This window comes from Aeromonas sp. ZOR0001 (genome assembly GCF_000801015.1).
Lineage (GTDB): Bacteria > Pseudomonadota > Gammaproteobacteria > Enterobacterales > Aeromonadaceae > Aeromonas > Aeromonas veronii.
Genome location: NZ_JRJY01000063.1, coordinates 1 through 19,562 on the forward strand (window position 1 = coordinate 1; position 19,562 = coordinate 19,562).

Genomic DNA, 19,562 nt, shown 5'->3' on the forward strand with positions numbered 1-19,562 from the left:
ATTTATTGGGGGGAAAGGTGTAAACCATATTCAGGACGGGACAGTAACAAACAAAAAAGGAAGATACCTGAGTATCTTCCCTTTTTGGTGATATGAGCGTTGCTACTTTTGCAGGATCAGCCGTGTTGGCGGCGGTCGTTGGCCTGGGCCAGCAGCATGCGGCTTTCACGCAGGAACTGGTCGGCATGCTCGCCGAAGAAACCGGAGACTTGCGAGAAGGCGTTGATGAAACCGTCCCTGTCCCCCCGCTCCAGCAGCCCCAGCGCGTCGCCGAAGTTTTGGTAGTAGCGACGGATCATCGCCAGATTCTGCGGTGACGACAAAATGATGTCGGCATAGAGGTGGGGATCCTGAGCGAACAGCCGCCCCACCATGGCGAGCTCCAGCCGGTAGATGGGGGAGCTCAAACTCAGCAGGCGATCCAGATTGGCCTGCTCCCGGGAGAGGTGCCAGCCATAGGCAAAGGTGGCGAAGTGACGCAATGCCTGAATGAGGGTCATCGCCTCATCGTGGGCCTTGGCTTCCACCTGTTGCAAGCGGGCGCCCCAGATGGTCATCTGATCCAGCAGCCATTGGCTGGCGGCGGGGTCACGACCCTGGCAGCAGACGATCACCTGCTTGGCGAGACTCGCCACATCCGGCCCGAACATGGGGTGCAGTCCCAGTACCGGCCCTTGGTGCGCCGCCAGCATATGTTCGAGCGGCACCGCTTTCACGCTGGTGACATCGACCATCAGGCAGTGGGCGGGCAGGTTGCCGAGGCGGTCGATGATCTGGCAGGTGATATCGATGGGCACCGCCACCATCACCAGACCGGCTCCGGCGAGGATCTCGTCAGCGCGCGGCCAGTCGGCTTGTTCCAGCGTCTCGACCCGATAGCCTGAGAGGCTGAACATATGGCCGAACAAGCGGCCAAGCTGGCCCTGACCGCCGATGATGACCACCTTGCCTAGATCCGGCTTTATGCATTTGAAGCCGGTATCTTTCTCGCTGGCATAAGATTCACGCATCACCCGGCGCAGCACGTCTTCGATGAGATCGCCGGGCACCCCCAACTGCTCAGCCTCGGCGCGGCGGCGGGCCAGCATGCTCGCTTCCCGATCCGGTGCATAGATGGGCAGGCCGTGGCGGCTCTTTACTTCACCCACTTCTCCCACCAGGGCCAGACGGGCGGCCAGCAGATCGATCAGCTGCTTGTCCACCGCATCTATCTTGTCCCTGAGTACATTCAACTCTTCAGCCATATCCAGTCCCTGCTGGCGCCGCAGCGGCGCCCTGAAAATCAAGATGCAACAAGGTATCACGGCATGAGCGGTTTGATGCCACCACTAGTGATACCTCGATTGTTCAATAGGTTACGACAAGATACCACGGCTTACCGTGCAGTTCTGCTCTTGAGGGGGTCAGCCAGCTGGTTGTGGCAGCGGGCCAGCAGGGTGGCGGTGGTGTCCCAGTCGATGCAGGCATCAGTGATGGAGACCCCGTAGCGCATCTGCTGCTTGGGCTGCTCGCTGGACTGGTTTCCCTCGAACAGGTTGGATTCGAGCATCACCCCGATGATGGAGCGGTTGCCCTCCTGGATCTGGTGGATGACGTTGTCGGCCACCTTGGGCTGCAAACGGTGATCCTTGCTGGAGTTGCCGTGGCTGCAATCCACCACAAGGCTCGGCAGCAGGCCCGCTTTCTCCAGCGCCTCTTCCGCCAGCGACACGTTGACCGAGTCATAGTTGGGATGTTTGCCGCCGCGCAGGATCACGTGGCCATCCGGGTTGCCCTGGGTCTGCAGCAGCGCAACCTGGCCCTGCTGGTTGATCCCCATAAATGCGTGAGGGGAGGAGGCCGCCTGCAACGCATTAATGGCAGTCCCCAGGTTGCCGTCGGTGCCGTTCTTGAAGCCGACCGGCATCGAGAGGCCGGACGCCATCTCCCTGTGGGTCTGGGATTCGGTGGTGCGGGCGCCGATGGCTGACCAAGAGAAAAGTTCGGCCAGGTATTGCGGGCTGATGGGGTCGAGCGCTTCGGTGGCCAGCGGCAACTCCAGCTCCGCCAGCCAGCAGAGCAGCTCGCGGGCACGGTGCAGCCCCAGCTCCACATCGAAGGTGCCATCCAGATTGGGGTCGTTGATAAAGCCTTTCCAGCCGACCGTGGTGCGCGGCTTCTCAAAGTAGACCCGCATGACAATGTAGAGAGAGTCCTGATAGGCATCATGCAGCGCTTTGAGTCTGGTTGCGTACTCTTTGGCGGCGTCCATATCGTGGATGGAGCAGGGACCACAGATCACCAGCAGGCGGTGATCGCGGCGGTGAATGATGTCGGCGATGGTATTGCGGGCCCCTTGCACGAATGCCAGCGCCTTGTCGGAGATGGGTAACTTCTCCTTGAGCTGGGCAGGCGTGATCATCACTTGTTCGGACTGGATATGGATGTTGTTCAGGGGGTCTCTTTGCATGATTTCATTCTCTCTACTGTATTAAGCCAAAAGCGGTTGTACCTAAATATTTACACTGGTACCTAATTTGTTACGCAACCGCCATCACCTTACCAAGGAAAAACAAACAATCAAGTGAAACTAGTGGGTTTACCGCTAAAAAGTCAGATAAAGGAGCTGCTATATAGCGCGAACAGGAATAATACAGAGGGTTTTTCGGAGGGTTAATGATTTTTGTGTAATTTAATGTTTACGACTTGAGGGCGTAAAGGCTGCGTTGCCCAGCTGTTTACCCACAGTAAATGGTATCTCTGGGAGACTGCAACGCGATGGCAATGATGGTGTGAGGCGGCTATCTGGTCAGCCATAAAAAGAGGGAGCCATAATGGCTCCCTTTGCGGTAGGAAGGGGGATCCCGTCTGGCTGCGGATCAGCGCTTTTGTTTTCCCTGCAGCTCTTTGTTCAGGCGAGTGAGCATCCCCTGGGTGACCAGCACTATGCCCTGCTCGGAGCGGTGGAAGCGACGTGCATCTTCATCGGCGTTTTCACCTATCACCGTGCCTTCTGGCAGTTTGCACCCCTTGTCGATCACCACCCGGCGCAGTCGGCAACCGGCACCAATCTCCACACCTGGGAAGATAACGGCCTGATCCAGAGTGCAGAAGGAGTCGACCCGCACATTGGTAAAGAGCACCGAACTCAGGATGAAAGAGCCACTGACGATGGTGCCCCCGGCAAACATGGAGTTGATGGTCATGCCGTGCTGGCCGTTTCGGTCCTGCACGAACTTGGCGGGAGGAGTCATGTTCTGACTGGTCCAGATGGGCCAGTCCTGATCGTAGATATCGAGCTCCGGCGTGACGGAAGCGAGATCCATATTGGCCTCCCAGAAGGAGTCCACGGTGCCCACATCGCGCCAGTAGGGGCGGCGATCCGGACAGCAGCCGACACAGGACATGCCAAACGGGTGAGCGAATGCGGTGCCCTCTTTCACCACGCGGGGGATCACGTCCATGCCGAAATCGTGATGGGACTGCTCGTTGGCAATGTCCTCTTCCAGCAGCTGATAGAGATACTCCGCATCGAAGATATAGACGCCCATGGAGGCCAGCGCGGTGTCGGCCTTGCCTGGCATGGCTGGCGGGTTGGCAGGCTTTTCGACGAAGGCATTGATCTTGCGATCATCATCCACCGCCATTACCCCGAAGGCGCTTGCTTCACTGCGTGGCACCTCGATGCAGGCAACGGTCACCTTGGCGCCCATATTGACGTGGTCGAGCAGCATGGCGGCGTAATCCATCTTGTAGATGTGATCGCCTGCCAGCACCACCACATATTTGGGGGCGTGATCGCGGATGATATCCAGATTCTGGTAGACCGCATCGGCGGTACCCCGATACCAGTTCACCTCATCCACCCGCTGCTGGGCAGGGAGCAGATCGATAAATTCGTTCATCTGGTAGCGCAGGAATGACCAGCCGGATTGGAGATGGCGCAACAGGCTGTGGGATTTGTACTGGGTCACGACACCGACCCGACGAATGCCGGAGTTGATGCAGTTGGAGAGCACGAAATCGATGATGCGGAATTTTCCGCCGAAATGAACGGCAGGTTTTGCACGGTTGTCGGTTAACTGTTTGAGGCGACTACCCCGCCCTCCTGCGAGTACCAAAGCCATGGTCTCGTTCAGCAACTGTCTGGATTTTGCTGTATTGGCAGGTTGTAACAACATCTCATATCCCTTTGTAGATAAATCACTACAATGTTGCCTCCTTTGAGCCCTCAAGAAAGTGCTTTCAGTCACATTTTATGGTTTGCGACGTAATAAAATGACCTTTTTGTTATTAAAAATGACGGGTTGATCCGTCATTGCTTTCAATATGGTCAGTTGTCAATTGAAGCGAGCCGAGCAACAAAAGGGACGGCGAGAGACCGACAGGAGGAATGGGAAAAAGCCCCTGCCAATGGTTGGCAGGGGCCCGGTTTGTTGAGACCCGGTGAGCCGGGTCTGATTAACAAGGTTCAGGCTGCGTTGGCCAGTGGCTCCTCGCTCTTCTTCTGGTAGGCCTGCGGGGTGAGCCCAAGCAGCTCCTGCACGGTCGAGGCGACGGTAATGGAGGAGACGGTGCCCACCAGGATCCCGGCAAACAGGGTGAAGGAGAAGCCGTAGAGGGCGTCACCGCCAAACAGCAACAGAGCGCCCACGGTAAACAGGGTGGTGCCCGAGGTGATCATGGTACGACTGAAGGTCGCCTTGATGGCCACATCGGAGCATTCGTGGATCCCCATCTGGGTACGCGAGCTCAGCAGATCCCGCAGCCTGTCCGAGATGACGATGCTGTCGTTGAGGGAGTAGCCGATCACCGCCATCAAACCGGCGATAATGTTCAGATCGAATTCGATCTGAAAGAGTGACAGCAGCCCCAGCGCTACGATGGCGTCATGGACCACCGAGAGCAGGATGCCGATGGCCTGACGCCACTCGAAGCGAAACGCCAGATAGGCCGACATCGCCAGCGAAGCCACCAGCACCGCCAGCATCCCCTGCTGGAACAGTTCGGCACCTACCTGAGGGCCGACGATGGTGGTGCGCAGCAACTCGACCGGCATCCCCAACTGTTGGGTCAGCATGGTGGCGAGATCCGCCGCGGGCCAGGGCAGTTCGTGGGGGGGCAGTTTGATCAGCCACTCGCCGGGAATTCCGGCCGAGCTCAGCTCAACGGCTCCCGCCAGCGGGGAGACCAGCATGGCATTGAGCTCATGGGCCTCTTTCAGGGTCTGGATATGAAACTCCAGCAGGATCCCGCCGGTAAAATCGAGCCCCAGTGTCAGGCCGTTCACCAGCAAGATGGCTACACTGGCCACGGTCAGCAGGATGGAAGCCCACAGGCCGATATAGCGCCAACGGGTCAGCCCCATGGCAACGATCATTCTCAACATAATTCTCTCCTTGGCCAGCCAGCATCAGGCTGTTGGCCCATCACGACGTGTCGCGACACGCCGGGAAATAGTGTTCTGCTTTGGCCACTCCGGCCATATCCATGGCCGATGGCGCAGCCAAAGCCGCTCATCAGAGGGACTGCTGTCCCGTTACACCTTCAGCGTGCGCTCGCTGCTGCGTCCCCAGAGGGGGTTGATGATGGCGCGTGTCCCCCAGATCCCGGTGATCATGCTGGAGAGCAGACCCAGAATGAGGGTGATGGAGAAGCCCTGCAGCGGCCCGGAGCCGATGGAGTAGAGCACCACGGCGCAGATGAGCGTAGTGATGTTGGCATCGAAAATGGTGTGGAAGGCCGAGCGATAGCCAAAGTCGATGGCGTTGGCCAGTGAGCCCCCTTCTCGCAGCCGGTCCCTGATCCGCTCGAAGATCAGCACATGGGTATCTACCGCCATGCCCACCGTCAGCACTAGACCGGCGATCCCCGGCAGGGTCAGCACGGCGCCCGGCAGCACTGCCAGCATGCCGACCTGCATCAACAGGTTGGCGACCAGCGCCGTGATGGCAACCCAGCCGAACTTGCGATACCAGGCCATCATAAACAGCATCATGCCCGCCATACCGAAGGCCAGTGCGGTGAAGCCCGCCTCGATATTCTGCATCCCCAGGGTCGGGCCAATGGAGCGCTCCTCGAGGATCTTGAGGGGGGCGGTGAGGGCGCCGGCACGCAGCAGCATGGCCAGCTCCTGAGCTTCCGGCAGACTACCAATGCCGGTGATGCGGAACTGGTTGCCAAGGGCGGTCTGGATGGTGGCGACGTTGATCACTTCGCTTTGGGCGCGCAGTTTGCCCTGGGCGTTAGTCTTGTACTCGGTGAAGACGGTCGCCATCGGCTTGCCCACATGCTGGCGGCTGAACTGGTTCATCTTGCTGCCACCCAGGGTATCGAGCACGATATTGACCTGGGGTTGACCCATCTCGCCCATGTTGGCGCGGGCATCGACGATGTGCTCGCCGGTGAGTACCGGCTTGCGCGCCATGCCGACGGCCTGACCGTTGCGATCGGCGATATAGAAGTGGCTGTCGGCTTTGGCCTCGTAGAAGGCCAGCGAGGCGGTGGCGCCGATCACCTCTTTCGCCTGCTTGGGGTTATGTACCCCGGGCAGTTCGATACGGATACCATCCTGCCCCTGACGCACCACCGAGGCTTCGACGATGCCGAGCTCGTTGATCCGTTTTTTCAGGATCGACAGGTTCTGGGTCACGGCGTTGTTGACCAGCAGGGTACGCTCCGCCTCGCTCAGCACCAGTTTCAGATCATTGCCGGAGCGGGTCAGCTTCCACTGATCCTGACGGGTACCGGCACTCTCCTTGATGATGGCGAGCCAGCTCTCCTGTTCGGCCACCTCCGGCAGGGTGACGGCTACGGCGCCCTGTGCGCTGCGCGTGACGCTGGCGCCGCGCAGGTTGGCTTCACGGAAACGGGTGCGCAGGGTGTCGACCAGATTCTTGGTCTGATTGTCGATGACAAAGTCCACGTCCACCCCGATCAGCAGCTGGGAGCCGCCACGCAGATCGAGCCCCAGCTTGATGGGGTCGGCGCCAAGGCGGGTGATCCAGGCCGGTGCGTTGGAGTGAAACTCCAGGGTCAGGGCGGCACTGTCGACCCCTTGCTGCTCCAGCAACTGCTTGGCGCGCTGCTGTTCACCCTGGCTGGCAAAGACCAGCTCGACTCGCTCAGGTTGCTCAATGACCTTGAGCGGGGTCAGGTGTTTGTCGCTCAGCAGCATCTGCTGCTGGGTGGTCAGGCGCTGCTGTCCGTGCAGGCCGAGGGAGGGCTGCTCACCGAAAAAGGTGGGCAGGGAGTAAAAGGTAAAGGTCAACAGCATCAACAGCAGCAGTGCGTACTGCCACTTGCTCATGCGGTTGAGAACGGTGCGATTGCTCTTTCTCATGGCAAACAAGCCTCTGTCAGGAGAATGGTGCCCGGGCCGATAGCAACAAGGCTCGGCAAGGCGCAAAAAATGGGATGCATCAGATGCGGATCAGGCAGTTGCCGGATCCGTCAGGAAGAGGAGATGAGCAAACAGTGGATGTGCCAGCCCCTCTGGGGTCAGGCGCTCAGATAGCTCTGGGTGAAGCGGTACTGCAGATGTTGGCGCTGTAGATGGCGCCGATGGATCGCACCGAAGCGATCGCGAAAACTCTGTTTGTGATAGAGCTCGGGGGCCAGCATCAGCCAGCCGAGCAGCAACAGCAGGATGGCCTGGGCCGACCAGCTCTGGATCAGCTCGTAGACCACACTCTTGGGCTGGTTGTCACTGCGCAGGGATTGTTCGAGACGCAGCAGGTGATTCTGATGGCTGCCGACAAACTTGATGATGCCATCATCACTGTCGCTAAGCTGATTGAACACCTGAGTCTGCTGCTGTTCACTCTGGGGAGATGCGGGTAGCAGCGGGCCTTCCATTCGGGCGATGGAACAAAGCAGGGTGAAGGCAATAACCAGAGATACCAGCACCAGTTTTACTTTGTCGATAAGGCGCAAAAAGTTAATTCCCGATAAATAGAAAGGGCAAACTACCATAAGCGCCCGGTTTGAACAAGGTAGCCCCGGGCGCATGGCACCATTCGGTGCCGCTCGTCAGCTGCCGCTCATCTGCTTGAAGTCGCGGGCATAACCCTTGAGCAGGGAGTAGAGATGGGCCCGCTGGGAGATATCCAGCGACTGGCTCATGGCGCTCAGCCAGTTGACGGTACGCTGGCGCGACTGTTCGGTATAGCCGGTAAAGCGGCCATCCATCAGCCCATCCCCCTCGGCCAGCAGGTCAGTCAGCTCGCGGGTAAAGTCGGGACTCTGGCGCTGCTTCATCAGCCTGTCCAGCTCCTGGGTCCAGGACTCCTGAAACTCGAGCCAGGGGGGCATCAGCTCGTATTGCCATTCGGCCCACTGGGCCACCAGTGGCGCCTGTGCCGGTTTCACCTCGCCAATCCAGAACTCGAGCCGCTTGTTCATCTTGTCGCGAAACTCCGCCAGCATCTGCTCTTTGGGCTCAGTGGCAAAGTCCTTTTGCCGCTCCTGTTGCCGCTTGACCCGATCGGTCATAAAGCGGGCCACCTGCTCGTCGGTCAGGGTGCGCGCCAGCCTGACCGCGCGGGGGATAGTGTTTTCCAGCGTGCGGGTCAGGCTCTGCTGCACCGCATCGAGGTTGGTCGAGATCTGCTCCGGCGTCATGGGGCTGGCCACCGCCTTGGCCAGTGCATCGAGATCCCTGGCGTAGCGCGGCAGCTCGTGCTGGCGGTGCCAGGCCATCAGCCCCTTCACTTCGCGGCTGAGCAGCTCCTTCTGCGAATAGGAGAGGGCAAAGTAGTCATCCAGCTGCCAGATGATGGCGGTATCGAGCCAGTAATAGATCACCCGGGTGGAGCAGCCGGTCAGCAGCAGGCCGATCAGCAGCAGACCCCAGGTTTTCGGCTTGTGCCAGCGCACCTTGTTTATCATCTGTTACTCCAGTCGTTGCCGGTTGATGGCGATCAGGGTGTCATAGTCGAGTGAGGGCTGTTGCTCTGCCATCAGCAGGGCCCAGAGCAGGCCGATATAGTCGACCCAGGGTAAAAATGCCTCGCTCTGAAAATCGGGCCACTGGTGGCGCGGCACGGCCTGCAGATAGTGCGCTTCCAGCTCGTCGCGCCGCTCGGCGGGCCACTGATGGGTGCGCTGGATGCTGGCGAGCTCAAAGCCGGGGTGACCTGCCGCGCCATACTCCCAGTCGATGACCCAGGGTTTGCTTCCCAACAAGTTAGCCGGATTGAGATCATGGTGGCAAGGGCGCCAGCAATCATTTGGCTCACTGCTGGCGAGCAAGCCCCGCTCCAGAGCGGGCAGCCAGGAGGGAATGCGGGCCAGTCGGGCGCGATAGCCTGCGGCGTGAGCTCGCACCGCCATCACCACCGCAGGCAGCGGCAAGCGATGGAGCTTGCCCAGCACCTCAGCCAGCAGGCGGGGCTGATCGGCTTCCGGTGGCGCCGCGTGTACCCAGTTTGGCTCATCGCACCATTCGAGCAGCATCAGGCCGCTGGCGGGATCGCTATAGTGGCAGGGCAGCGCCAACCCTTCTGCCATCGCCCCCTGATAAAGCTGCCACTCGGTGGGACGGTCGATGCCAAGGCGCACCGGGTCGGAGTGGCCCTGACGCAAAAAGTAACTGCGCCCCGAGGGGAGGCGCAGTCGATAGTTGCAGTTGGTCAGACCTAACCCGAGTGGTTCCAGCTGCCCCTCCCGCCAAGGGGCGGGCAGGCTGGCCAGTAGCGGATCACAGTTGCCTGTCACCGGGAGCCTGTTACCAGCCAAAGGTGGATTTCTTCGCCTGTTTGCGGATCTCTTTCTGATCGGCCCACAGCAGTTCGCCGTTTTGCAGATCCATCAGGTTCATGGTCATCTGGTAGTAGACATCCTTCACCTTGCCATTGTCCTTGACGATGCTGGCGAGGTTGCCATAGACCATGTAGCGGGCACCGGTCTGCTTGCCCAGACGCACCATGGAGGCAGGATCCACCATGCCGCTGCTCTGCTGGTATTCGAGCTGCTGCTTGACGGCGGCCACCTTGCTCATGTCGACGAAGCGGAACTTGCCGGCCCGCAGCAACTTGGTGCGGATGGTATCGGTGATGGCTTCGGTATCGATGTGCTCGGAGGTCTTGTTGCGGATAGAGTCCATAAACATCACCGGACGACCGCCTGCGGTGATCTCGCTGGTGGCGGGGGAGGCCAGCATGGAGTCCGCCATCTTGTCGGCGATGGCCTGCAGATCGCTTGAGCCGTAATCGACGGTAACGGTTTCGGTTTCAGTGGGATCGCCATAGCTGACGGTGGTGCTGGAGCAGCCGCCCAAGAGCAAGGCGCCGGTCAATATCAGCAGGGCATGATTCATTTTCATCAGTAGGATTCCTCAATCACTTCGCGTACGTAAATCCGGTAACCCTGCGCCGCCGGGCTGGGCGCCAGGGCCGAGAGGGTGCGGGTCTGATAGCCATGCAGCTTGATGGGGGTCCAGCCGCGGCCATCGCTGGCGACCTCCTGACCGGCCTCATCATACCAATAGAAGATATATTGCAGCTTGTTATCGCCGCGCTGGGTGCTGGCGGCGGCCACATTGACTTGCAGCAGGCCATTTTGCTGGCGGCGGCTCAGCTCGGTCAGGGTGACGTTGACGTTTTGATGCTGCTCCAGCGTGGGTGCACCGCCCGCCGGGCCATAGAGCGCCAAGCCGGAGGTGTTGGTGGCACAGCCGGTCAGCAGCAGCGCGAGCCCGAGGGCCAACCCGTATGCTTTCATCTTGCTCTCCTTAATCGGGGTGAGTGGGGCCGCGTGTGAGCCTGCCCGGTTAATTGTCTTGCTCATCTCTCTTCGCCATCTGCTCAGAGCGGCATCACCCGGGTGGTCAGACCGGCGCCGAGGCGCTGTACCCAGACCAGGGTGGTGCGCCCCTTGTGGATGGTGAGCGGCAATTGCCGCTGCGCCGCCCCTGCGCTCAGGGTGAGGTTGATGTCACCTGCCGGCACCATCCCCTGCCAGCTCGATGCCTGCGCTGGCAGCGTCAGCCAGCTGCGGGTATCGGCCCGCTCCGAGAGGGTGTTGAAGATCCCCACCAGAATATTGCCCACATCGCCTCCCTCTTTGGCGGCGGTGCGGCGCATCTGCTCCTTGGCCACCAGCCGCAGCGCCTGGCGGGTCAGCATGCCGGGCAGCCGCTCCTGCAGATCTTTGGCGGCCAGCGCTTCCAGCCTGACCAGCTCGCTGGTCTGCCAGGCCCGCTTGCCGACCTCCACCGTCAGCGGGCCGGTGTCGCTGGCCCGATTATCGTAATAGGGGATGGCGACGGTAAAGGTGCGAAAATCGCCGCGGGAGGTGGAGATGGGGAGCGGCAGGAACAGTTCGCGCCGTGCCGGGATCAAACCATCTTCAAACAGCACCACCAGTTGGCCTTGATCTTTTGCAAGCGGCGGCGCTTTGCGGCCTATCTTTTTCTCGGTCTCGCGGATCTCGTCCGGTGAGCCACGCAGCCGCGCCAGACGCAGCAAGGCATCTTGCAGGCTGCGGTTGTCCGGCGCTATCTGGTAGCCGCGCTGATAGTCGACCCAGGCATCGTTGAGATCCCCGGCCGCCTCATAGAGCACGGCGGAAAAATAGAAGGTGTAGGCGTTCTGAAAACCGTTTTTGACCTTGCCGATCAACCGGTCGAGATCCGGTGCGCCGCGCGACATCAGCTGGCGCATCTCGCCTTCTGCTTCGCCCTCTTCGCTCTCATCCTTCGCCTTGCGCACCTCATCGGCTCGCCGTTTCAGGGCCTGCTCCTGCACTTGATTGGCCCGACGTATTTCCACCAAGGCGCCATCGGCATCACCCCGTTGCAGATAGTTGAGGGCCAGATAGTGGTGCAGCATGGTGCGTTCGTAATCGGGAGTACGATAGGCCATCGACTGATCGTTGGTGAGCAGACTGCCCACCTGATCCAGACCGTGGCTCAGCCGGTATTCGGCCTGATTGTCTTCCCACTCAAGGCGGCTGTCGGCGGCGGTGAACGCCTGCTTGCTGCCGGCATCCTGACCTGCCAGCCAGGCGATGCGCCCCTCTTCCAGACGATCCAGCACAAAGGTGTCATCCCCAAGGGTCGAGTCGCGCACCTCGGGCAGCGCCTCGGTGGCATGGCCCAGCAGCAGCTGGTTGCGCAGGGGCACCATCTGATCGGAGTAGGAGACGAACATATCCTGCCAGCGGGAGGCGCAGCCTCCCAGCAACAGCAGGGCGCCGCAGAGCAACAGGGCGCTGCGGCAGGTTGAGGCGTTGCGATTCATTACAGGCTGAGCAGCGGTCCCAGCGGCTGGCCACCGACCAGATGCATGTGGATGTGGTAGACCTCCTGCCCGCCGTGGCGGTTGCAGTTCATGATGAGGCGGTAACCATCTTCGGCGATGCCCGCCTCGCTTGCCAGCTTGCGGGCCACGGTGAACATCCGGCCAAGGGCCAGTTCATGTTCGGCTTCCACGTCATTGACGGTGGGGATCAGCACATTGGGGATGATCAGAATATGGGTTTTGGCCTTGGGCTGGATATCCCGGAATGCGGTGACCAGATCGTCTTGATAAAGGATGTCGGCGGGGATCTCTTTACGGATGATTTTGCTGAAAATGGTTTCTTGCGCCATGGCTAACTCCCTTATATGAAACAGAAAATTGAACTAGAACCCCAAGCGGCTCCCGAAAGGGGGGGCGAGCAGCACGCCAAGTGTGACACAAGCCGACATTTGACACAGCTGATGTCCCATTCCCTTCAGTTATTGTTAAAAATACCGATAGCCAGAGGGACGTCATCTGCAGCGCCTGTTCAGGGTGGTCTGCAGGGTATCAAAAGGACGGGGTACTCAGGCAAGGGACTTTTGCATATACAGCGGGACAATAATGAAACAAACAATGTCGGATCTCTCCATCTTGCAGCGAGTCTACCTTGGCTTCGCGATCCTGGTGGCCGTGATGGTGGCCAGTTCACTGCTCACATTTCGTAGTCAGGAGACCCTGGGGAACGCACTGGAGCAGGTTACCCAGCAGTCTATGCCGCTGGTGATTGCCAGCAGCCAGACCCAGATCACCCTGCTCAGCGCCAACAAGTGGCTGGGGGATGTGCTCACCGAGCAGGATCCCAAACAGCTGCCGGCCGAAGTGGCCGAACTGAAACAGGCCAAGGCTGCGGTGGGCAAGAGCCTTGACGTCTTGCGCCAGCAGGTGGCCCACCACCCCGAACTGCAAGGGGAGATGAGCAACCTCAGCCAGCAGGTCGACAGCTACCTGCAACTGACCGATACCCTGCCCGGCGAACACGAGGCGCTGCTCACCCGACTGCACAAGGTCAATCTGGCCAAGGGGCAGTTTCAGGTCAGTCTGCCCCAGTTCAAGAAGAGTCTGGGTGACATGATGGTCACCATCGACGACAGCTTTATCAAGATGCTCTCCGAGACCTTGACCACCAAGCTCTCCGCCATCGAACTCTCCACCATGGACGCCCTCAATCAGACCATTCCGGCCCCCATCGAAGGGGCGCTCAAGCGCAACAAGATGCAGATCGAGGGGTTCAACAGCACCATCAAGGATCTGCAGGGGGAGCTGAAGAACTTCGAGAACGACATGGGCCACTATGTTCACGGCTTCGTGCGCGACACCACCGCAAGCGAAGGCGTGCTCTCCCAGTATCTGGCGCTGATGAAGCAGCAGGAACAGATGCGGGAGAAGAGCAAGCAGGCCAGCGCGCTCATCGTCGAGATCCAGAACCGGCTTGAGCGGATCACCGGCCAGAGTCAACAGCTGATGAGTCAAAGCATTCAGCACGCCAAAGCCACACAGAGCCAGAGCACCCTGACCCAGGGAACCAGCATCGTCGTCGCCATCCTGATCGCCATGCTGGTGGCTTATACCTTGGGCAAGGCCATTCGCCGTCCGCTCAGGGAGTTGCTGCGGGTGCTGACCGAAGTGACCCAGGGCGACATGACCCAGCGCATCGGTTTTCAGAGCAAGAACGAATTCGGCCAGCTGGGCAGCCAGATCAACCTGCTGATTGCCCAGATGGGGGAGGTGCTGGCACAGCTTTCACAAGCGTCTGCCCAGCTTAACGATGCCGCCCACGGCAACCGCCATACCACCGAATCGGTACGGGCGGATCTGGAGAAACAGCGGCAGGAGACCGCCTCGGTTGCCGCCGCCATGACCCAGATGGAGGCCTCGGTGCGGGAGGTGGCGCAGGCTGCCAACCAGACTCTGGAGCGGGTGCAGGATGTGGAGAAGGCCTCCGAGATGGGACGCAAGGTGATGGCAGGCAATATCACCACCACTCATCAACTGGCGGGCAAGCTGCAACAGACCGGCAAGGTGATTGGTGATGTGAGCGCCATGAGCAGCCAGATTGGCAACATCCTCGATGTCATTCGAGGCATCGCCGAGCAGACCAATCTGCTGGCCCTCAACGCCGCCATCGAAGCGGCGCGGGCCGGCGAGCAGGGGCGCGGATTTGCGGTGGTGGCGGATGAGGTGCGCAGTCTGGCGGGCCGCACCGCCCAGTCCACAAGCGAGATCCAGACCATGATCGAGAACCTGCAGCAGGGAGTCGCCAAGGCGGTGACCGTGATGCAAGAGTGCTCTCGCGAGATGGACAGCTGCGTGGATCAGAGTTCTCACGCCAACAACGCCATGGAGGAAGTGCAGGGGATTGTGGTGCTGATCAGTGACATGTCGAGCCAGATCGCCTCTGCCGCCGAGCAGCAGCAGGCCACCAGCGCCGATATCGCCACCAACCTCAACCGCATCTCCGATATCTCGGATCTCAACTATCAGGGGATCGAGCGGGTAGCCGAGACCAGCCAGCAGCTGGACTCCCTTGCCGAGCAGCAGGAGAGCCTGGTCAAGCGCTTCCGCCTCAGCGCTTGATGGTTGCATGTTGAAATAGAGAAGGCCCTGCAGATGCGGGGCCTTGTTATTGTGGTAGTCAACGCAGAAATCACGCGTAGGCAATCGCGCCCTTGCCGACCCCTTCATAGGCGACAATCTTGACGAACTTGTCGCCCACCATCTTCTTCACTTCGCGGGCGATGTAGCAGGCCAGCAGCTCGACCGTGGTGTCGGTGTCGATCATCTCCACCTCGGCGCTGGGGATGGCCAGCTGGAACAGCCCTTGCGGCGCCACATATTTGAAGCCGCAGTGATGCTCGCCAAGCTGGGCATTGGCGCGGGGGCTCAAAGCGAGCTCGGTCAGCGCCACCTTGTCCTCCTCGGTGCCGAGGTAGATATCCCCCCAGCGTTCGGCCCAGTTGAGCTCAAGCTCCTGGTCGCGCTCGCCATCGACGTGGATCTCGATGGGAGAGCGGTGGCCGTGGGCTATGCGCTGACAGTTGCCATCGTGCTTTTTCAGGCCGTGGCTGTAGTGGTAGAAGGCGCCGGTGATCGCCTCCTGACGCAGGGTCAGGGAGAGATCCTTGATATTGCCCGGCAGCCGTTTGGCCAGTACCGCCAGCAGGTAGCGGGTCACCGACTCTTTATCAACTTGCGGGGCCGGGATAAAGGCAAAGCCCTGGGATGGGCAGCGCAGATGGATGGAGCGACCCGGGCGCAGCAGATCCACTGTGCTTTCGTTACCATCCAGTGTCTCGACGTGGATCAGCGGGCACTCGGTCGGCACCAGCAGCTTGTGGTCCACCTCTTCATCGATGATCGACTTGATCAGCTTCTTTACCCGGCCAAAGTCCAGCAGCATGCTCATTTCGTTGAGCTCACCGCTCATTTCGATATCTACCATCCAGCTCTCGCCCACCATGCCGCGGCGTTCGCACAGGTAGCTGGAGTCGATCACGGTCAAATCTCTTACAAATAACTTCATCAGTCAGGCCTTGCTACAGAGAAAGGGCAGTTTTGCGCTATTATGACCCGCGATTATCGGCAAAGGAACTGGAACCCCCCATGAACAAACTGCTTATCAAGAATGCCACCCTGGTCAACGAAGGCCGCATCTATGCCTCCGATGTGTTGATCGAGGGGGAACGGATTGCCCGCATCGCCCCGGATATCGAGGCGCCCGATGCGCTGGTGATCGATGCCGCAGGTCGCCATCTCATCCCCGGAATGATCGATGATCAGGTCCACTTCCGGGAGCCGGGATTGACCCACAAAGGGACTATCGCCAGCGAATCCCGCGCCGCCGTCGCCGGTGGCACCACCAGTTTCATGGAAATGCCCAACGTCAATCCCCAGACCACCACCCTCGACGCCCTCGAAGCCAAATACCAGATCGCCGCCAACTCCTCCGTCGCCAACTACAGCTTCTATCTCGGTGCCACCAACGACAACCTTGAAGAGATCAAGCGTCTCGATCCCAAGCAGTCCTGCGGGGTCAAGGTGTTTATGGGCTCCTCGACCGGCAACATGCTGGTGGACAATCAGGAGACCCTGGCGGCCATCTTCCGCGAAAGTCCGGTGATGATCGTGACCCACTGCGAAGACACTCCGACCATCGCCAAGGCCGAAGAGGCGGCGCGGGCCAAGTGGGGCGAGAATGTGCCGATGGGCGAGCACGGCCGCATTCGCAGCGACGAAGCGTGCTACAAATCCTCCAGCATGGCGGTGGCGCTGGCGAAAAAATACGGTGCCAAGCTGCACGTGCTGCATCTGACCTCGGCCAAGGAGCTGTCGCTGTTTACCGCCAGCCACGATCTGAGCGAGTTGAAAGACAAGAACATCACCGCTGAGGTGTGCGTTCACCACCTCTTCTTCAATGAAGCCGATTACGAGACCCAGGGCAGCCTGATCAAGTGCAACCCTGCGGTGAAGAGTGCTGCCGACCAGCAGGCGCTGCTGGATGCGGTACGCAACGATGTGCTCGACATCATCGCCACCGACCACGCGCCCCACACCTGGGAAGAGAAGCAGAACAGCTACTTCAAGGCGCCGTCTGGCGTACCGTTGGTGCAGCACTCTTTGCAGGCGCTGCTGGAGCTCTACCACAACGGCGTGTTTACCCTGGAGACTATCGTCAAGAAGACCTCCCACGCGGTGGCCGAGCGCTTCCAGGTGCAGGATCGCGGTTATATCCGCGAGGGCTACTTCGCCGATCTGGTGCTGCTGGATCTGGGCAAGCCCTATGTGGTCAACGATGACAACATCCTCTACCACTGTGGCTGGTCGCCCTTCAACGGCTACCGCTTCCACAGCACGGTGGAGATGACGCTGGTGAACGGCCAGATCGCCTGGCAAAACGGGCTGGTGACTGACCAGATCCTGGGCAAGCGGCTGACGTTTAACCGCTGATTGTTCGCAAAGCAGGCGAACGCACCGTGGCTTAGGAATTGGCGGCGTTTCCCTGTTGACAGGGCAGGGTCATCTCCATAAACTCTGCCCCCGTCAGCCGAGCTGACTCCGTCGGTGTGTAGCGCAGCCAGGTAGCGCATCTGCATGGGGTGTAGAGGGTCGGAGGTTCGAATCCTCTCACACCGACCAAATTCCCCGGTAAAGGCCTTGTCAAACGACAAGGCCTTTTCTTTTGCCTGCTATTTGCCGCACAGGCGCGAAGCCAGTGGTGATGCACGCTGGTCGCTGCTGGCGCGAGCGGATTGTGCAGCCACCGCGCTTTATGGTGTAGTAACGATTCTGTTGCTCATTTGCCTGGCGAGGCGTCTCGTGTCTGCATCCGTATCTAAACCCTGTTGTCTGCTGATGCTCACCCTGCTGCTGGTGGGCTGCGCCACCCCTTATGAGAGTGAAAAGTCGTTCTGGAACGGCCAGACCGGTTTTTCCCAGACCCGGCTTGGCCCGGACAAGTGGCAACTGGAGTTTGTCGGCAACGATCTGGTGGACAGGGAGACCGCCCGCAAATATGTGCTCAAGCGGGCAGGGGAGCTGGCACTGGCAGAGGGTTACTCCTGGCTTAAGGTCGATGAGCTGACCATTAACCGCGATGCCGTCAGGGTGACCCCATCACGGCCGATCTTCGGCTTTGACGAAGATGAACCTGATCTCTTTATGGCCCAGATGCAGGTGCAGCATACCATCTCGGCGCTGCTCACTTTTCGCCTGTTGCCACGGGCACTCGATGAGCGAACTCTGAATGCGAAATATCTCGCCGAAATCAAAATAAACAGTGATTAATATTGGTGATTTGCAAGATCTATATCACATACACCTAATGGCAGGATAAAATTCTGGATAAAGCCTCTAGATTTACCCCCTGCTTTTAGGCATTCTCCCAGCATACCAGCCGCCAGGAATCAACGGCTCGGATCACAAAAACGGACTGTAGTGGCTCCCACGCCACTGTTTATGGCTTGCACCAATCAAAACCGGGACTCCCCCATGAAAATGAATAAACTGACGGTCGCCATCCTCATCTCCATGATGTTTGGTATCCTCACCGGCCAGGGCTATCGGATGTTTGCCGCAGATCAGGCTGCGGATTTCGCCAATAACATCACGATCCTGACCGATATCTTCCTGCGCCTGATCAAGATGATCATCGCTCCCCTGGTCTTCACTACCCTGGTGGTCGGTATCGCCAAGATGGGCGACACCCGCACCGTGGGGCGTATCGGTGCCAAGACCCTCGGCTGGTTTATGCTGGCCTCCCTGATGTCCCTGAGCCTGGGTCTGGTGATGGTGACCCTGATGCAGCCGGGTGTGGGTCTCTCGCTCTCCCTGCCCAATGACACAGCCAGCTCGGGCATTGCTGCCGGTGCCATTACCCTGAAAGATTTTGTGACCCACGCCATCCCCAAGAGCGTGGTCGAGGCGATGGCCACCAACGAGATCCTGCAGATCGTGGTCTTCTCCCTCTTCTTCGGTCTGGCTGCCGCCGCGCTCGGCGATCTGGCCAAGCCGGTGGTGGTGCTGATGGCCAGCGCTGCCGAGATCATGCTGAAAGTGACCGGCTATGTGATGAACTTTGCGCCGTTCGCGGTATTTGGCGCCATCGCGGCCATGGTGGCCAAAGAGGGGCTGGGTATTCTGGTCACCTACGGCAGCTTTATGGCCCAGTTCTATATCGCGCTGGCCTGCCTCTGGCTGCTGCTGATCGCCATGGGCAGCGTCTTCCTGCGTGGTCGCGTCATCAAACTGCTGGCGATGATCCGCGAGCCGATCCTGCTCGCCTTCTCGACCGCCAGCTCCGAAGCGGCCTATCCGAAGACCCTGGATCGTCTGGAGAAGTTCGGTTGTGACAAGCGCATCGCCAGCTTCGTGCTGCCGATGGGTTACTCCTTCAACCTCGACGGCTCCATGATGTACTGCACCTTCGCGGTAATGTTCATCGCCCAGGCGTATGGCATCGAGCTCTCCATGGCCCAGCAGATCACCATGCTGTTGCTGCTGATGGTCACCTCCAAGGGGATGGCCGGGGTACCGCGCGCCTCTCTGGTGGTGATTGCCGCCACCCTGAACCAGTTCCATATTCCGGAAGCGGGCATCCTGCTGCTGCTGGGGATCGACCACTTCCTCGACATGGGCCGCTCAGCCACTAACGTGTTGGGCAACGCCATCGCCGCCAGTGTAGTTGCCAAGACCGAAGACAGTCTGGGTGAAACCGTCGCGCTGGGCGAGAGTGAGCCAGCCAAAGCCTGATCACAACGCCATGAAAAATAAACAACAACGGCCCGCCAATGCGGGCCGTTGTTG

Annotated in this window: 17 protein-coding genes and 1 tRNA gene; 5 read left to right on the top strand and 13 right to left on the bottom strand. The window is 59.7% G+C overall.

Going from position 1 to position 19,562, the window contains the following annotated elements; genetic code table 11:
* Nucleotides 1-116: 116 nt before the first annotated feature.
* The 12 genes from tyrA to hinT form a co-directional block, all read right to left on the bottom strand.
* Nucleotides 117-1,244: a bifunctional chorismate mutase/prephenate dehydrogenase gene (tyrA, locus tag L972_RS08020; protein ID WP_047437363.1), complete on the bottom strand. Its 1,128-nt coding sequence runs from the start codon at nucleotides 1,242-1,244 to the stop codon at nucleotides 117-119.
* Between the two features lie 131 nt (nucleotides 1,245-1,375).
* Nucleotides 1,376-2,449 carry a 3-deoxy-7-phosphoheptulonate synthase gene (locus tag L972_RS08025; RefSeq protein ID WP_047437366.1) on the bottom strand — a complete coding sequence of 358 codons (1,074 nt, stop codon included), beginning with the start codon at nucleotides 2,447-2,449 and terminating at the stop codon, nucleotides 1,376-1,378.
* Nucleotides 2,450-2,858: 409 nt separating this feature from the next.
* Nucleotides 2,859-4,160, bottom strand: a complete 1,302-nt coding sequence (glgC, locus tag L972_RS08030) for a glucose-1-phosphate adenylyltransferase (protein WP_005334047.1) — start codon at nucleotides 4,158-4,160, stop codon at nucleotides 2,859-2,861.
* A gap of 290 nt (nucleotides 4,161-4,450) precedes the next feature.
* A complete protein-coding gene (gene secF, locus L972_RS08035; RefSeq protein ID WP_005334046.1) occupies nucleotides 4,451-5,368 on the bottom strand; it encodes a protein translocase subunit SecF in 918 nt (305 codons plus the stop codon).
* Nucleotides 5,369-5,518: 150 nt separating this feature from the next.
* On the bottom strand, nucleotides 5,519-7,321 hold the full coding sequence (gene secD, locus L972_RS08040; RefSeq protein ID WP_019445282.1) for a protein translocase subunit SecD: 1,803 nt from the start codon (nucleotides 7,319-7,321) through the stop codon (nucleotides 5,519-5,521).
* Nucleotides 7,322-7,479: 158 nt separating this feature from the next.
* Nucleotides 7,480-7,914 (bottom strand): hypothetical protein, encoded by a 435-nt coding sequence (locus L972_RS08045; RefSeq protein WP_047437373.1) that lies wholly within the window; start codon nucleotides 7,912-7,914, stop codon nucleotides 7,480-7,482.
* 96 nt (nucleotides 7,915-8,010) lie between these two features.
* Nucleotides 8,011-8,868, bottom strand: a complete 858-nt coding sequence (locus tag L972_RS08050) for a DUF6279 family lipoprotein (RefSeq protein WP_047437376.1) — start codon at nucleotides 8,866-8,868, stop codon at nucleotides 8,011-8,013.
* Nucleotides 8,869-8,871: 3 nt separating this feature from the next.
* On the bottom strand, nucleotides 8,872-9,696 hold the full coding sequence (locus L972_RS08055; protein WP_047437464.1) for a phosphotransferase: 825 nt from the start codon (nucleotides 9,694-9,696) through the stop codon (nucleotides 8,872-8,874).
* A 10-nt stretch (nucleotides 9,697-9,706) separates the two neighbouring features.
* Nucleotides 9,707-10,303: a penicillin-binding protein activator LpoB gene (gene lpoB / locus L972_RS08060; protein ID WP_005302153.1), complete on the bottom strand. Its 597-nt coding sequence runs from the start codon at nucleotides 10,301-10,303 to the stop codon at nucleotides 9,707-9,709.
* Nucleotides 10,303-10,701 carry a YcfL family protein gene (locus L972_RS08065; protein ID WP_047437386.1) on the bottom strand — a complete coding sequence of 133 codons (399 nt, stop codon included), beginning with the start codon at nucleotides 10,699-10,701 and terminating at the stop codon, nucleotides 10,303-10,305. Before L972_RS08065 ends, lpoB begins: the two co-directional genes overlap by 1 nt.
* Nucleotides 10,702-10,784: 83 nt before the next feature.
* Nucleotides 10,785-12,221 carry a COG3014 family protein gene (locus L972_RS08070; protein ID WP_047437389.1) on the bottom strand — a complete coding sequence of 479 codons (1,437 nt, stop codon included), beginning with the start codon at nucleotides 12,219-12,221 and terminating at the stop codon, nucleotides 10,785-10,787.
* Nucleotides 12,221-12,571, bottom strand: coding sequence for a purine nucleoside phosphoramidase (gene hinT, locus L972_RS08075; protein WP_021231009.1), 351 nt, complete (start codon nucleotides 12,569-12,571; stop codon nucleotides 12,221-12,223). Before hinT ends, L972_RS08070 begins: the two co-directional genes overlap by 1 nt.
* Nucleotides 12,572-12,824: 253 nt before the next feature.
* Here hinT and L972_RS08080 point away from each other — a divergent pair, with 253 nt between their 5' ends.
* Nucleotides 12,825-14,837 (top strand): methyl-accepting chemotaxis protein, encoded by a 2,013-nt coding sequence (locus L972_RS08080; RefSeq protein ID WP_043819394.1) that lies wholly within the window; start codon nucleotides 12,825-12,827, stop codon nucleotides 14,835-14,837.
* A gap of 70 nt (nucleotides 14,838-14,907) precedes the next feature.
* On the opposite strand, the gene L972_RS08085 is transcribed toward L972_RS08080, so the two are convergent.
* Nucleotides 14,908-15,783 carry a 6-pyruvoyl trahydropterin synthase family protein gene (locus L972_RS08085; RefSeq protein ID WP_005334030.1) on the bottom strand — a complete coding sequence of 292 codons (876 nt, stop codon included), beginning with the start codon at nucleotides 15,781-15,783 and terminating at the stop codon, nucleotides 14,908-14,910.
* An 80-nt stretch (nucleotides 15,784-15,863) separates the two neighbouring features.
* Between L972_RS08085 and L972_RS08090 the strand changes: the two genes are divergently transcribed.
* The 4 genes from L972_RS08090 (at nucleotide 15,864) to L972_RS08105 (ending at nucleotide 19,508) form a co-directional block, all read left to right on the top strand.
* Nucleotides 15,864-17,207, top strand: a complete 1,344-nt coding sequence (locus L972_RS08090) for a dihydroorotase (RefSeq protein WP_047437398.1) — start codon at nucleotides 15,864-15,866, stop codon at nucleotides 17,205-17,207.
* Between the two features lie 112 nt (nucleotides 17,208-17,319).
* Nucleotides 17,320-17,396, top strand: a tRNA-Pro gene (locus L972_RS08095).
* Between the two features lie 216 nt (nucleotides 17,397-17,612).
* Nucleotides 17,613-18,044 (top strand): CC0125/CC1285 family lipoprotein, encoded by a 432-nt coding sequence (locus L972_RS08100; RefSeq protein WP_041235087.1) that lies wholly within the window; start codon nucleotides 17,613-17,615, stop codon nucleotides 18,042-18,044.
* Nucleotides 18,045-18,248: 204 nt separating this feature from the next.
* Entirely contained in the window at nucleotides 18,249-19,508 is a 1,260-nt protein-coding gene (locus L972_RS08105; protein WP_005334018.1) for a dicarboxylate/amino acid:cation symporter, read from the top strand.
* The last annotated feature ends 54 nt before the right edge of the window (nucleotides 19,509-19,562 follow it).

Bases quoted from the DNA above. Each gene is read 5' to 3' on its own strand.
- tyrA (WP_047437363.1), bottom strand. From the start codon at position 1,244: ATGGCTGAAGAGTTGAATGTACTCAGGGACAAGATAGATGCGGTGGAC.
- L972_RS08025 (WP_047437366.1), bottom strand. From the start codon at position 2,449: ATGCAAAGAGACCCCCTGAACAACATCCATATCCAGTCCGAACAAGTG.
- glgC (WP_005334047.1), bottom strand. From the start codon at position 4,160: ATGTTGTTACAACCTGCCAATACAGCAAAATCCAGACAGTTGCTGAAC.
- secF (WP_005334046.1), bottom strand. From the start codon at position 5,368: ATGTTGAGAATGATCGTTGCCATGGGGCTGACCCGTTGGCGCTATATC.
- secD (WP_019445282.1), bottom strand. From the start codon at position 7,321: ATGAGAAAGAGCAATCGCACCGTTCTCAACCGCATGAGCAAGTGGCAG.
- L972_RS08050 (WP_047437376.1), bottom strand. From the start codon at position 8,868: ATGATAAACAAGGTGCGCTGGCACAAGCCGAAAACCTGGGGTCTGCTG.
- lpoB (WP_005302153.1), bottom strand. From the start codon at position 10,303: ATGAAAATGAATCATGCCCTGCTGATATTGACCGGCGCCTTGCTCTTG.
- L972_RS08065 (WP_047437386.1), bottom strand. From the start codon at position 10,701: ATGAAAGCATACGGGTTGGCCCTCGGGCTCGCGCTGCTGCTGACCGGC.
- L972_RS08070 (WP_047437389.1), bottom strand. From the start codon at position 12,221: ATGAATCGCAACGCCTCAACCTGCCGCAGCGCCCTGTTGCTCTGCGGC.
- hinT (WP_021231009.1), bottom strand. From the start codon at position 12,571: ATGGCGCAAGAAACCATTTTCAGCAAAATCATCCGTAAAGAGATCCCC.
- L972_RS08080 (WP_043819394.1), top strand. From the start codon at position 12,825: ATGAAACAAACAATGTCGGATCTCTCCATCTTGCAGCGAGTCTACCTT.
- L972_RS08085 (WP_005334030.1), bottom strand. From the start codon at position 15,783: ATGAAGTTATTTGTAAGAGATTTGACCGTGATCGACTCCAGCTACCTG.
- L972_RS08090 (WP_047437398.1), top strand. From the start codon at position 15,864: ATGAACAAACTGCTTATCAAGAATGCCACCCTGGTCAACGAAGGCCGC.
- L972_RS08100 (WP_041235087.1), top strand. From the start codon at position 17,613: ATGCTCACCCTGCTGCTGGTGGGCTGCGCCACCCCTTATGAGAGTGAA.
- L972_RS08105 (WP_005334018.1), top strand. From the start codon at position 18,249: ATGAAAATGAATAAACTGACGGTCGCCATCCTCATCTCCATGATGTTT.